Origin of the sequence: Paenibacillus sp. FSL P2-0173 (genome assembly GCF_038008045.1) — a bacterium.
Taxonomy (GTDB): Bacteria; Bacillota; Bacilli; order Paenibacillales; family Paenibacillaceae; genus Paenibacillus; species Paenibacillus polymyxa_B.
The window spans coordinates 111,609-125,607 of sequence record NZ_JBBOYK010000007.1 but is presented as its reverse complement, the minus strand read 5'-3'; the positions used below and the strand labels follow the sequence as shown (position 1 = coordinate 125,607).

Genomic DNA, 13,999 nt, shown 5'->3' with positions numbered 1-13,999 from the left:
CCTGCATGTTAACATTAGATAGTCACATTAGACAGTTGCGTTTAGGCAGTTACGTTAAACTGCACGGCGCCGTGACCAGCGCTGAATGCTGTTAATCACGAGTAACAGCACGAATGAAATCACCAACAGCATCAGCGCTACCGCCGTAGCTCCTGCATAGTCATTTTGCTCCAGCTTGGACATTATGAGCAGTGGAGCAATTTCCGTCTTCATCGGCATATTGCCAGAGATGAAGACGACAGAACCATACTCGCCAATGCCACGGGCAAAGGCGAGCGCAAAACCCGTCAGCAGCGGTGGCACCAGCTCCGGTACAATAACGCTGCAGAAGATACGCCATCTGCCAGCTCCCAGCGTAGCAGCGACCTCCTCCTCATCCTTGTCCAGCTCCTCCAGCACCGGCTGCACTGTCCGTACAACGAACGGAATGCCAATAAACATCAATGCTAGCGTAATCCCCGTCTGTGAGTACGCCATCCTCCATCCAAGCGGTTCAAACAATGAACCGATCCAGCCGTTCTGTGCATACAGAGCAGTCAAAGCAACCCCTGCTACCGCAGTAGGCAAAGCAAAGGGCAGATCAATCACCGCATCAAAAAGTCGTTTTCCCGGAAACTCATAACGCACCAGCACCCAAGCTATCAATAAACCGAGAAACAGGTCGATCAGCGCCGCAGCCGCAGCACACAAAAAGCTTACCTTGTAGGAAGCCAGCACCCTAACATCAGTCGCCACGTCCCAAAATTTCTCCCACGTCAGTCCAGTTGAATTCAGAAGCAGTGCCGATAAAGGCACCAGCACCACCAGACTGAGATACAGCACACTATAACCCATTGTTAACCCGAACCCGGGAAGTACGCGTTTTCGAGTGGCTTGCACTTGATTCATGTTCTGTCCATCCCTCTCTGAATCCATTCACTATGACACTCGCGGCTACCGACCCAATCCCTACACAGTCCACCTATTTTATGAACTGCCGGGTACATAAATCTGGTCAAAAATGCCCTTGTCGCTGAAATGCTTCTGCTGCGTCTCCTTCCATGTCCCGAATACATCCTTCAAGGTCACGAGCTCCAATTTAGGAAATTGATCCTTGAACTTTGCCGTCACGCTCTCCAGTGTTGGGCGATAATAATTTTCGGCAGCAATGGTCTGCCCTTCTTCACTGTACAAATATTTCAGGTATGCGTCCGCCACCTCGCGTGTACCTTTTTTATCTACCACCTTATCAACTACCGCTACCGGTGGTTCCGCCAAAATACTGATCGACGGATACACGATATCGAATTTGTCCGCACCCAGCTCCTTCACCGAGAGCAGTGCTTCATTTTCCCAAGCGATCAGTACATCGCCAATTCCACGCTCTACGAAAGTCGTTGTCGCTCCACGTGCTCCGCTATCCAGTACCGGCACATGCTTATACAGCTCCTGTACAAACTGCTGGGCCTTGGCTTCATCGTTATCGTTCTTCTTGAGCGCATAGGCCCAGGCTGCAAGATAGTTCCAACGTGCTCCACCCGAAGTTTTAGGATTCGGTGTAATAACTTGCACATCGCCACGGATTAAATCGTCCCAGTCCTTAATCCCTTTCGGGTTCCCTTTGCGTACCAGTAACACGATGGTTGAAGTGTACGGGGCGCTGTTATGCTCATATTTACTTTGCCACCCCTCTTTAACGAGTCCTTTTTCCTGTAGCGCATCAATATCATAGCCCAGGGCCAGAGTTACCACGTCCGCGTCCAGTCCGTCCTGCACAGAACGACTTTGCTTGCCAGATCCTCCGTGAGATTGCTTGATCGTAACCTTCTGCCCTTTCTCCTTCTCCCAATGGGCGGCAAATGCTTTATTATATGCCTCATACAGCTCACGGGTCGGATCATAAGAAACATTGAGTAACTCCACGTCCTTGGAACCGGCAGCAGAGCTACCATCCGCCTGCGTCCCTCCCTTGCTTGCCCCGCAAGCGCTTAGCATAATCGTTAAAACCAAAGATAGTCCGAGAATAAGTCCACTTTTCCATTGCCTCTTCATCAAGACACCCCGAATTCTATGTAATTTGTATTCATTTACGCCTGTTATTGACAGACATAATCAAAAAAAGAGCGGAGAATTCCCTGATGCAGCCCTGATAGGTCAAACCTGTCACGTGGACAGTGTCTGCCTGCTGTTCCTAGAGGTTCTCCGCCAAAATGGCGAGATCATACATTAATTCTTTAATTCCTACCTGTTTAATGAGTTATATGGATATAATACGAGAGTTTAGGAGTGATGTCAAACCTTTTTTTGGTATGTATCATCTGGACTTTTCTTTCTTTAGGGGGGGGGCAGTCAGAAACATTATATATGTTTCCGACCGTTTAGAGGTCATTTACACACGAAGTACGACTTAGTTGGCAACCGTTTCAAGATTAATCGAAAAGACTCCAAAAAGCTTCGGATTGTCCGTAGCTCTTCTCAACCACAGTTCACCCGATCCCACCATGACTCCCTGATAATTAACAAACAAATCATCTGTCTTTTGATTCACCAGCGCCTCGCGAATTGCGTCCGTAAAAATCTGATCATACTTGGCCATAAAATCTTTCTTATTCGGAATCGTTAGCGACTTTTCACTATCATTAACACGCAGAGGGTACAAAATATAATTGGCCACTTTTTCCTTGTCATTGTCGGCAACTGCCTTCTGCAGCGCTTTGAACGTGTTCAAAAACGCTTTAGGATCTTGAATACCTGCTACCTCAAATGGATTTTGCGATGGATTGGAGGTTGCCGGAGAAGAAGATGTATCCGATGAAGCAGATGGAGCTGAAGGAGTTGATTTTTGTGCATCAGTACCGCTGTTTTCTGCACTCTCGCTCTCTTTCGCTGCTTTGTCACTTTGGGCTGAACCGCTACGATTACCACCGGCTCCGTTCTCGATTACGCTTGTACTGCTTCCAGTATCAATGGTTTCAGCATTCTTATCCTGACCACAGCCAGTAAGTGCTACAAAGGTAAGTGTAAGTAAAATGGCTGTGAGTGACAGCCTCCGTGACATCTTTTGATTACCGAATTCATGGTTTTTGGGCACAACGGGTCATCCTTTCTGCTTTCTGCTCTGACCTATTCTGTTCATTAAGTCTTCAACCGTTCTATTGTAACATAAGTAGACTAATGACCGCATGTCGTGCCCTTTCTGGAAGGAGCTTACAGTGTAATATATGCGAAGGTTTTAACGTTTCCTTGCGATCCATCGTCCGTACTTACTTTCAAAATCATCTCTTTCAAGGAGTCATTTGCAGCTTCATCCTGTCCCTCTGGCTTTACAAACACCAGATCGTGGCGTTCTCCCGGCTGCAACGTTCGGCTGGAAAACCCGCTCGTTGACCCTTGCAAGTCTAATCCATTCGCACTATTGAGCTTGTATTGTATGGGTTGCTTACCTGTATTCTTGATACTGATGTACAGCTTGCGCCCCTCTCCACCATTTGATTTCCTCCTCTTCTTATCTTTCCTTCAGTCGTCACCGTGATTGCACAGATGGAACGGCTTATCTTCTATAAGGAAGCGATCCAGCCAGGTCATTTTGTATATAAAATCGGGTGCCGATTCGATGAATCCATTCACAATGTCCAAGGAACGCAGATTTTTCAGGTTTTGTAATTCAGGAGGCAACGTACGGATTCCGCTATACTGGACATCCAGATACTCCAGTTGTTGCAGCTCTCCGATTTCAGGAGGCAAATGCCGAAATGCCAGCTCCGCCTTGGGAATCACTTTGAAATCTGGGGCCGGACGATCATAGCATCCACAGCTGATCCTCAGGTTTTTGAGATGGGTCAGCTTGGCAATGTCAGCGGGTAGCTCTTCCAAATCCGCTACTTGTATCGTCAGTGACTCCAACGATTCCAATTCGAACAAAGCGTGCGGTAGTGTTCGTATATCCTGCTCGAAAATAGTCAGATGCTTCAGGGAATACAATTCTCTAATCCGTTCCGGTATCTCCCTCAAGCCAAACCGCATAAGCTCTACTCGATCCGGTTGATGCCGAATAGCATCGTCCAGAAAAATATCTATATTCTGATGATATTCAGGTTTGTGAATAAACACACCGGGGATAAGCTTCTCCAATTCATCCGCTTCTTCTGTAGCCATGTTTAGTCCACCTATTCGTTCGTGAGCTATGTTAATGATCCAATCCCTTCCCTCCGCATTCTGGAAGCACAAATCCTCAGGTAATTGGGGATGTACCCAGGAAAACAAACTAGACGCCGCCTGCTTTAATAATCCCCCTGCCTCGGGCGCACACTGGTATCGGTAAAATGTTCCTTGTGTGTAGGCAATGGAATGGATGCCCCTAATTTCCTCATAGGAGTGTGTGGACAGCATAAAAGGATTCAATTGCTGTAACAATTCCTTGAACAGGACATCCTGGTCGATCACTCCATTCTCATCCTCTGTCGCCCATTTATGTATGCCCAGCATAAACGTGTCTGCCCGTTCCATAGCATAATCAATCAGTCTTTCATAGGCTGCTCCCCGGACATCGCTGTATAATCTGAACATGTCTCTCCCCCTCTGTGCAACCCTCGGCCTTACAATAAAAAAAGCCGAACTCATATCTATTATGAGTCCGGCTGTCATATTTTTCAAACTTGATCAAAGACACTCAACACGACTTTATAAATATGGCTTATCGCTTACTCTGTCACTGTTCCGTAGATTAGTACTGGCGCTTCCGCGTGATCCGCAATACGGATGTTGGCGTAGATTTTCTCCAGCACTTGGGCTACATCTTCACGGTTCGCATGGATAGTAACCAGTGAATCGCCTTTTTGAACAGCATCCCCGACCTTTTTGTTCAGCATCAAGCCGACAGCCAGATCAATCTCGGATTCTTTGGTCGCACGTCCTGCTCCAAGCAACATCGCTGCGGTACCGATTTCGTCAGCCACGATTTCAGCTACCACACCGTCCTGCTTCGCAGGCACCTCAATAAGATATTGCGCTTGCGGCAAGCGTTCAGGATGATCCACTACAGAAGCGTCACCGCCCTGATTTGCAATAAACTCTTTGAATTTCTCCAGTGCTTTGCCATTGCGAATGACTTCTTTGAGCTTCTCTTCGGCGTTTTCGAGGGATTCTGCTTTCCCTGCCAAAAACACCATCTGACTGCCCAAAGCCATACACAGCTCTTCCAGATCTTTTGGTCCTTCGCCACGCAGCGTATCAATCGCTTCTTTCACTTCCAGCGAGTTACCGATGGCCAGACCCAGCGGTTGACTCATATCGGAAATGACTGCCATCGTTTTTCGACCCACATTGTTACCGATGCTCACCATGGCATGTGCCAGTGCTTTGGCATCATCTACGGTTTTCATAAATGCGCCTGCACCTGTTTTTACATCAAGCACGATGGCATCGGAGCCAGCAGCGATTTTCTTACTCATAATCGAGCTGGCAATCAGCGGAATCGAGTTGACCGTCGCTGTAACGTCACGCAAGGCATACAGCTTTTTGTCCGCAGGTGTCAGGTTGCCGCTTTGCCCGATGACCGCAATTTTGCTGCGATTCACCAAATCCACAAATTCGTCCTTGCTGATTTCGACGTGGAAGCCTGCAATAGCTTCCAGCTTGTCGATCGTTCCTCCGGTATGTCCGAGGCCGCGGCCTGACATTTTGGCTACCGGAATGTCCAAGGCCGCTACGAGCGGAGCCAGTACCAGCGTTGTCGTATCACCCACACCGCCAGTGGAATGCTTATCGACCTTTACACCTTCAATCGCGGACAGATCAATGGTATCACCCGAATGAACCATCGCCATTGTCAGATCAGCGCGTTCGCGTTCAGTCATATCTTTGAAGAAAATGGACATCGCCAATGCACTGACTTGATAATCAGGAATTTCACCCTGAGTGTAGCCTTGGATAATAAAATTAATTTCCTCTGTACTCAGTTCTTTTCCGTCACGTTTTTTCTCAATCAAGTCTACCATTCTCATATGTCATTTCTCCTCACTGTGCGTATGATCGTTTACAGAGATACTGCTGTATCCAGTGCAACTTCCATCATTTCTTTAAAAGTTGTTTGCCGTTCTTCTGCGGTCGTTTCTTCCCCCGTCAGCAAATGATCGCTTACCGTCAGAATCGTCAGTGCGTTTACGCCAAACTTGGCTGCCAGCGTGTACAAAGCCGAAGTTTCCATCTCTACACCCAGCACGCCGTATTCCATCAGCTTTTGTACCACTGATTTGTCATCACGGTAGAAGCTGTCTGAGCTGAATACATTGCCGACATGCATGTTCAAGCCTTTGGCAACACCGCGATCATAAGCGCCCTTCAATAGATTGAAGCTGGCAATCGGCGAGTAATCGTAGCCGCCAAAGATATGGCGGTTCATGCCGGAATCCGTACAGGATGCCTGTGCCAAAATGACGTCACGAACGTGCACATGCTCCTTCATTCCGCCGCATGTACCCACGCGGAACAGGTTTTTCACACCATATTCGCTAATCAGTTCGTTGACATAAATACTGATGGAAGGCAGCCCCATCCCAGTTCCCTGTACAGATAGGCGTTTGCCTTGGTACGTACCCGTGAATCCGAGCATTCCGCGTACCTCGTTGTAGCAGGTCACGTCCTCCAGATACGTTTCAGCAATAAACTTAGCCCGTAACGGGTCTCCTGGCAGCAAAATCGTTTCTGCAATTTCTCCGGGTTTGGCTCCAATGTGTACACTCATGTTTTTTTATTCCTCCGTCCCATTTGTCCATGCTTGTATTGTTATTTATATCGTTACTAGTAATCTTGCTTGTACTCTTGCTGGTCCTTGATTACTGAAGCTCTGCCAAAAAGCTCGTTCCATGTTCAGGCAGTTTCACACCAAAGTTATCCGCCACGGTCGCTCCAATATCAGCAAAGGTTTTACGAACTGCAAGCTCCTTGCCCCCAGCTGTAAAACGCGGGGAATATGCCAGCAAAGGTACATATTCGCGGGTGTGATCCGTTCCCCGATACGTCGGGTCATTCCCATGGTCCGCAGTGATGATTAGCAGATCGTCATCGGTCATTTTGGCAAAAACCTCTGGCAGACGCGCATCGTAATCGTCCAAGGCTTGACCATATCCCTGCGGATCACGACGGTGACCGTATACAGCGTCAAAGTCCACCAAATTCAGAAAACTTAATCCGGTGAAATCCTCATCGAGCGTAGCCACCAGCTTATCCATGCCGTCCATATTGGACACCGTACGCACCGCCTTCGTCACACCCTCACCGTCATAAATGTCGGAGATTTTACCCAAGGCGATCACATCTAGACCTGCATCCTTCAGCTCGTTCATGGTGGTGCGACCAAACGGTTTGAGCGCATAATCATGTCGATTGGAGGTACGAGAGAAGTTCCCTGCCTCGCCTACGAACGGACGTGCAATAATGCGACCCAGCATGTACGGATCTTCCAGCGTGATTTTACGGCAGAACTCGCAAATCTCATAGAGCTCTTTCAAAGGTACAACTTCCTCATGCGCCGCAATTTGCAGCACAGAGTCCGCCGAGGTATAGATGATGAGCGCTCCAGTTTTCACGTGTTCTTCGCCCAGCTCATCCATGATTTCCGTTCCGCTGGCCGGCTTATTGCCAATAACTTTGCGGCCTGTGTGCTCCTCAATGCGCTGAATCAGCTCATCCGGGAACCCATCAGGAAATACACGGAAAGGAACAGCAATATTCAAGCCCATGATTTCCCAATGACCCGTCATCGTATCCTTGCCATTGGACGCTTCCTGCATCTTAGTGTAATACGCAAGCGGCTTGTCGGCCGCTTCCACACCTTCTATGGAACGAATATTGGATAGACCGAGCTTACCCATATTCGGCATCTTTAGACCACCGCGTTCGCGGGCAATATGACCGAGTGTATCTACATCGTAATCATCAAACTGGGCAGCATCCGGCGCTTCGCCGATACCAACCGAGTCCATAACCACCAAGTGAATTCGTTTGAATTTAGACATCATAAAAATCCTTTCCTAACTCGCTGTTTTTTTTACAAAAACAACCCTGCAATCGTTGCCGACAGCACGCTAACCAGCGTTGCCCCGTACAACAGCTTCAGACCAAAGCGGGCCACCACATTTCCTTGTTTTTCATGCAAACCCTTCACAGCCCCGGAAATGATACCGATGGATGAGAAGTTAGCAAAGGATACGAGGAATACCGATACGATCCCGACCGTGCGCTCCGACAAGCCTGTTTGCTTGGTCAGATCAAGCATGGCCACGAATTCGTTGGACACGAGTTTGGTAGCCATAATGCTGCCCGCCTGAACGGCTTCGTTCCACGGAATACCCATGACAAAAGCGAAAGGCGCAAACACATATCCAAGCAGCGCCTGAAAGCTGATTCCAAACAACCAAGAGAAAATCCCGTTAACCATGGCAATCAGCGCCACAAAACCGATCAGCATTGCAGCTACCGTAATAGCAACCTTGAAACCGTCCATAATATATTCCCCGAGCATTTCGAAGAAGGACTGCTTCTCTTCCTCCTGAACCTCCAGTAAATCGTCTTCCTTCTCAATCTTGTACGGATTAATAATGGAAGCGATAATAAAGCCGCCGAATAGGTTCAATACCAAAGCTGTGACCACATATTTGGGATTTAACATTTGCATGTAAGCTCCCACAATCGACATGGACACCGTAGACATCGCAGACGCACACAGTGTATACAACCGATGTTTTGGCAGCAGACCAATTTGCTTCTTAACGGAAATAAACACCTCGGATTGACCCAAGATAGCCGAAGCTACAGCGTTGTAGGATTCCAGTTTACCCATTCCGTTTACTTTGCTCAAGACAAGCCCGATATATTTAATAATAAAAGGTAACACTTTTACATATTGCAATATACCAATCAGCGCAGATATGAACACGATTGGCAGCAGTACACCGATAAAGAACGGTGCTGCTCCTTCATTCGCAATTCCGCCAAAAACAAAGTTAATCCCTTCAGTTGCATATGCCAAAAGACTATTAAAACCTTTTGCAAAGCCTTTGACCAGAAATTCGCCAATTCCTGTATTCAGCAATACGAAAGCAAGCGCTGCTTGCAAAACAACCATAACTATCAGCGGACGATACCTGATTTTACGCTTGTCACTGCTGGCAACGTAAGTAAGTGCAAATACAACGAGCAGTCCCACCAGAGCGATTACATATTTCATTTAATTTCCCCCTCATTACATTAAGCGCTTACATTCCCCGTAAAAAGAATGCGCTCCAAAGAGGCATTCTTTTTTTTATTTCCCCAGATCCGCAGGTCGAAAAGCACCCGGCAGTAATTGATCCACCGTCCACTCTTCCGTGTTGCCATGAAGGTTTGTCAGATAAATTTTGGTATCTTGATGAGCAAATTCGGAAATAACCTGACGACAGGCCCCACATGGAGACACAGGCCCTTCCGTATCAGCTACTATCGCAATCGAATCAATTTGACGGCAGCCTTCGGATACCATTTTGAAAATCGCTGTCCGCTCTGCACAATTGCATAAGCCGTAGGAGGCATTTTCCACATTACATCCGTGATAAATCGTGCCATCGCTTCCGAGAACCGCAGCACCCACCTGAAAATTCGAATACGGAACGTATGCCTGTTTACGCGCCTCAAGCGCTTTCTGAATCAATTGATCCTTCATCGCGAATCCCTCCATGACTTTAAAATAAACTTAGTAGGAAGATGTAGACTGCTCGCCCTCGATGATCTTCACACCGGAACTTGCACCGATCCGACTTGCGCCAGCTTCTACTAATTTTTGCACGTCTTCCAGGCTGCGTACACCGCCTGAAGCCTTGACACCAATCTCAGGTCCTACCGTTTTGCGCATCAAAGCCGCATCTTCCGCAGTAGCTCCACCTGTTGAGAAGCCTGTCGAGGTTTTCACAAAATTCGCTCCCGCTTTGACGGACAGCTCACATGCCAGTACCTTCTCTTCGTCTGTTAGCAGGCATGTTTCGATAATCACTTTTACCAGTGTACCGGCAGCTGCCTCCACGACCGCACGGATGTCCTGCTCGACGAGCTGTACATCACGTGCCTTCAAAGCGCCTATGTTAATAACCATATCGATTTCAGTCGCACCGTTAGCAATAGCATCTTTCGTTTCAAATGCTTTCGTTGCGGACGTGCTCGCTCCCAGCGGGAAACCGATAACTGTACAGATAGCTACTCCTGTGCCTGCGAGCTGTTCTGCTGCATAAGCTACCCACGTCGGGTTCACACATACAGAAGCAAACTGATATTTTTTTGCCTCGGCAGTCAATTTCGTAAATTCATCCTTCGTCGCATCTGCACGCAACAATGTATGGTCGATTAATGCTGCAATGTTCATATCTAAAAGCTCCTTCATTAGATAAATAGTGTGAAGACAAAAGTCCTTTATTTCTCTGTGATGAGACCATCATAGCACGCCTTTGAACATATGTAAAACACATTTTGAAATTATGTTCAAGCTTATGCGCAAGGCGTCACCTACAATTCATATTACCCTGTAGGGAAACGCCATAACCGTGTATTTTGCTGGATTGAGAACGACTTGCTCTATTGTAAAAGTGCTTGTGCCGTAAACTGATCTGTCACCAAGATATTCGCATACTTGCCACGCAGCGATGCCCGAATGGCCTCCACTTTACGCTGGCCTCCAGCGACGAGAATGGACTTCTCCTTCTTTCGCAAATCAGGCAAATCAATCCCGACGGTACGGCTATTGATTTCCTGACTGCATATGTTGCCCTCAGCGTCAAAAAAGCGCGAGCAAATATCGCCCTTGCCGATTCTTTGCAGTAGCTTCTGCTCTTCTCCGTTAAAATAGCCCAATCGGAACAGCAATGCATCCTCCTTGACCGTACCCACCGTAAACACCGCGATGTTCGCCTGCTTGCCAAGTTCAATGATACGCTGGATATGCCGATCCTCCTCGACCATTTTCTTAACGGCGTGACTGTCGAAAATCACAGGCAGCGGCAAATACCGTGCTATGGTATGAAAGGCTTCTGCGAACAAATTCACGGTTTCCACGGCATATGTGTTGACATGCGAATGGCTCACGCCTCCTTTGAGCTGAACCACCTCAACTCCCTTGACCTGCTTTTGCTGGAGATGAAGCGCTACGGCATGCATCGTTGTTCCCCATGTCACTCCAATAATATCAGCATCCTGTACCGTTTCATGCAAATAATCGGCTGCTTTTTTGCTGATATGCTTCTTAATCTCCTGATATTCATTTAACGGCGAATAACAGACTAACACGGTATCCAGTCCGTACTTCTTCTTCACCTGCTCTCCGAGCGCGTCCATATCCTCCATCGGGTCCACAATACTGATCCGCACGTATCCCTGTTCCTTGGCAGCCTGCAGTAACCGCGATACCGTAGGACGCGAAACCCCGAGTCTGACCGCGATATCTTGCTGACTGTAGTCGTTTAGATAGTATAATCTGGCTGCCTCGATACTTAATCGCTGCTTTTCATGATCCATTCTACCTCAACCCGCTTATCTTAAAATGTAGTGCCAGCGGACACAGCTTTAGTCCCAAACATTATATATGAAGGGAAACTTGAAGCCACGCCTTGGCCGTATAGTTGTTAATTTGGAAGATTTAACTGCTCGTTTGTGATATTCTGTGATTAACTACAACTACTTTACCGCATCCTCAACTTTATCGTTCCATCTGTCAAAACGCAATAGTTAAACCATTTTACCGCTCATTCACAATCTGTGATGGCTTATCTGAATATGTAAGGAGAATTGCTATGTCTGAATTTATTGTGTGCAGTCTGGCGGACAAAAAGTTCGCTTTAAACTTTGTGGAAGTAGAAGAAGTCATGAATGCCAAAAAAGGAACGCCGCTTCCCTTTTCCGAGGCGTGGCATGAAGGAATGGTGACTATTCGCGGCAATGTATTTACGATCCTTAATTTACGCAAAAAGCTGTTTCTTCCTGCATCAAGCGATTCCGCCGAGGACAAAATGATTTTGCTCAGCCGTGCGAAGATTGCTCTGCTTGTCGATCAGGTGGAAGACACAGCTTCTGCTGAGGACAGTCAGCTACAAAGCAATGAGGAAGAGTGGCAACGCGAGTTGTTCCCTACAGTAATGGAGCATCAGGGTACCCTCATTCCGGTGATCGATATGGACGCTTTTCTTGCATCCACCAAGACGAACTAAAAAGCAAAAAATACTCCCGAACCTTGAGCCGGCTTGCACTCATCGTTCGGGAGTATTTTCAGTTATTGGAGTCCCTGCCCCTCTTTCATGTGAACCAGTGTGTTCAGCTGCTCCAGCAACGTATTTCCGCCAGTCAGCGAAATCGTGCCAATCTTCTCGCAGATTTTTTCCATGAATTCCAGTTCTTTAAGACGAAAGAGGGTGGCATTCTCGTCCATCAGCTTGGCCGTATTGAGCAGACTACGAGTGGATGCCGTCTCTTCACGTCGTGTGATGAGGTTGGCCTGTGCCTTCTTCTCTGCCAACAGCACGGTATTCAGAATATCCTTGATATCCCCCGGCAAAATAATATCCTTCACCCCTGCTGACGTAAAAGTCACTCCATATTCGCCGCTCTGCTCATTCAGTCGAGTCAAAACATATTCCGCAATCTCCTGCTTCATTTTCAGCAAATCATCCAGCTTCATCGTGCCAACATATTCGCGCAGCAGCAGTTGAAGCATAATGTACATTTGTTCCTCGTATGCCCGGAATTCCAACGCCCGCAACGGGTCGATGATACGGTACTGACAGACGAAGTTGAGGCGCAGCGTGATTTTGTCCTCTGTCATGATTTCCTGTCCCATCAGGTCCATCTGCTGTTGTCGCATATCTATCGTTTTGATCTCTGTATTCACTGTGGACATCCAGAAATAATATTTGCCCGGTTTCAGCTCACCCTGCAACACATTATCGTAATATAAAAATCCCAATTCATAGCTGCCCACCTGAAGTGCCTTCCAGAAGCCCGGTGTCTTGGACAAGAATGCTTGCCCCAATGCCTTATCAATCGCAGGCTGCCGAGTATCTGCACGAACAAAACGATGTTTCTTGAGCATGTTCCAAAAAGCATATTTCCCTGCCGTCAGTAGCTCCACAAATCGATTATCCTCATAATGCAACACATATTCATGGTCCTCTACATCAATGACATTCAATTGCTCAAGCAATAGGGGATCTGTCAAAAACAAACGAATGTCATGATCAGGTACAAAAAAAGGTTCGGCTACATTCAAAATTTCAACTGCTTCCTGCTGAAATGTTTTCAATAGGTAAGTTCCTGGGTGCAACAACTTGTGGTAGCTTCCTTTTTTGAACAGCAACCCTCGCTCATCAGATTTAATCGTTATCTTCTTAAACATCGTATCACTCCTAGTATTTAAAATCCTCAACTTAAAAATGTACATTTCCGCGTGTAGCGGCTTCACGTTCCATTTGATCTTCCGATCGCTGTTGCAGTGGAATTCCTTCAATTACATAAAACATTCAAAGGTAGGAATTCCACTGCAAAGGCGAACGCTAACGCTTCTTCAGATTCAAAATGGACCGCTCCGCTGATTCGCATGTTATAGTAAACACACATTTTTAAAATGAGGATTTTTCACTTTTATTTGTTGTAGTAGGGTTAGTGACCCTTGCAGAGCATCCCTCCGGGTGGACGGCGGGGTCAAGCTTGAGGAAAAAGAAAGATACCGCCTGTTTCCGTGTTCTAGGGATGGAATTCATCAGCCCAACATCGATTGTGAATCTGTATCCCCGAAGCCTCGAACCCTGTCGGCGCTTGCTCTCTCCGGTATCCGCTGGCCGCATAGCCATCGCCCCGGTACCTGTCATCGAGACCAGACATGGGATGCTCTTATCCGGGTCTTTTCATTGTTTTTATTCGATCATTCGAATACTCTACCAGAAGTCGCGTGGAAGGCGATTGGGAATTGAACCCTAATGTTGGTGGATACATCAGAATTACAGGATACCTG

15 protein-coding genes are annotated in these 13,999 nt (G+C 47.2%); 1 reads left to right on the top strand and 14 read right to left on the bottom strand.

Annotation, left to right across the window (positions count from 1 at the left end):
- Positions 1-54: 54 nt before the first annotated feature.
- From cysT to MKX30_RS25580, 12 genes are all read right to left on the bottom strand, one after another.
- Entirely contained in the window at positions 55-888 is an 834-nt protein-coding gene (gene cysT / locus MKX30_RS25635; RefSeq protein ID WP_071558217.1) for a sulfate ABC transporter permease subunit CysT, read from the bottom strand.
- Positions 889-966: 78 nt separating this feature from the next.
- On the bottom strand, positions 967-2,031 hold the full coding sequence (locus MKX30_RS25630) for a sulfate ABC transporter substrate-binding protein (protein ID WP_279835115.1): 1,065 nt from the start codon (positions 2,029-2,031) through the stop codon (positions 967-969).
- Between the two features lie 355 nt (positions 2,032-2,386).
- The gene (locus MKX30_RS25625; RefSeq protein ID WP_025722514.1) at positions 2,387-3,070 is read right to left on the bottom strand and encodes a hypothetical protein; all 684 of its coding nucleotides are present in this window, start codon (positions 3,068-3,070) and stop codon (positions 2,387-2,389) included.
- 116 nt (positions 3,071-3,186) lie between these two features.
- A complete protein-coding gene (locus MKX30_RS25620; RefSeq protein WP_254349014.1) occupies positions 3,187-3,375 on the bottom strand; it encodes a hypothetical protein in 189 nt (62 codons plus the stop codon).
- A gap of 120 nt (positions 3,376-3,495) precedes the next feature.
- Positions 3,496-4,545 (bottom strand): leucine-rich repeat domain-containing protein, encoded by a 1,050-nt coding sequence (locus tag MKX30_RS25615; RefSeq protein ID WP_076264974.1) that lies wholly within the window; start codon positions 4,543-4,545, stop codon positions 3,496-3,498.
- A 134-nt stretch (positions 4,546-4,679) separates the two neighbouring features.
- Positions 4,680-5,981 (bottom strand): pyrimidine-nucleoside phosphorylase, encoded by a 1,302-nt coding sequence (locus MKX30_RS25610; RefSeq protein WP_025722513.1) that lies wholly within the window; start codon positions 5,979-5,981, stop codon positions 4,680-4,682.
- A gap of 32 nt (positions 5,982-6,013) precedes the next feature.
- Positions 6,014-6,721, bottom strand: a complete 708-nt coding sequence (gene deoD, locus MKX30_RS25605; RefSeq protein WP_023990381.1) for a purine-nucleoside phosphorylase — start codon at positions 6,719-6,721, stop codon at positions 6,014-6,016.
- 91 nt (positions 6,722-6,812) lie between these two features.
- Positions 6,813-7,997: a phosphopentomutase gene (deoB, locus tag MKX30_RS25600; protein ID WP_177235832.1), complete on the bottom strand. Its 1,185-nt coding sequence runs from the start codon at positions 7,995-7,997 to the stop codon at positions 6,813-6,815.
- A 29-nt stretch (positions 7,998-8,026) separates the two neighbouring features.
- Positions 8,027-9,205 (bottom strand): NupC/NupG family nucleoside CNT transporter, encoded by a 1,179-nt coding sequence (locus MKX30_RS25595; RefSeq protein ID WP_023990383.1) that lies wholly within the window; start codon positions 9,203-9,205, stop codon positions 8,027-8,029.
- Between the two features lie 75 nt (positions 9,206-9,280).
- Positions 9,281-9,676, bottom strand: a complete 396-nt coding sequence (locus MKX30_RS25590; RefSeq protein ID WP_023990384.1) for a cytidine deaminase — start codon at positions 9,674-9,676, stop codon at positions 9,281-9,283.
- Between the two features lie 30 nt (positions 9,677-9,706).
- On the bottom strand, positions 9,707-10,369 hold the full coding sequence (gene deoC, locus MKX30_RS25585) for a deoxyribose-phosphate aldolase (RefSeq protein WP_341063836.1): 663 nt from the start codon (positions 10,367-10,369) through the stop codon (positions 9,707-9,709).
- 209 nt (positions 10,370-10,578) lie between these two features.
- On the bottom strand, positions 10,579-11,514 hold the full coding sequence (locus tag MKX30_RS25580; RefSeq protein ID WP_023990386.1) for a sugar-binding transcriptional regulator: 936 nt from the start codon (positions 11,512-11,514) through the stop codon (positions 10,579-10,581).
- A 275-nt stretch (positions 11,515-11,789) separates the two neighbouring features.
- Between MKX30_RS25580 and MKX30_RS25575 the strand changes: the two genes are divergently transcribed.
- Entirely contained in the window at positions 11,790-12,203 is a 414-nt protein-coding gene (locus MKX30_RS25575; RefSeq protein ID WP_023990387.1) for a chemotaxis protein CheW, read from the top strand.
- Between the two features lie 62 nt (positions 12,204-12,265).
- Here MKX30_RS25575 and MKX30_RS25570 read toward each other — a convergent pair whose 3' ends face one another.
- Positions 12,266-13,384, bottom strand: coding sequence for a slipin family protein (locus tag MKX30_RS25570; protein WP_023990388.1), 1,119 nt, complete (start codon positions 13,382-13,384; stop codon positions 12,266-12,268).
- Between the two features lie 347 nt (positions 13,385-13,731).
- Entirely contained in the window at positions 13,732-13,869 is a 138-nt protein-coding gene (locus MKX30_RS25565) for a hypothetical protein (protein WP_155990463.1), read from the bottom strand.
- Positions 13,870-13,999: the final 130 nt, after the last annotated feature.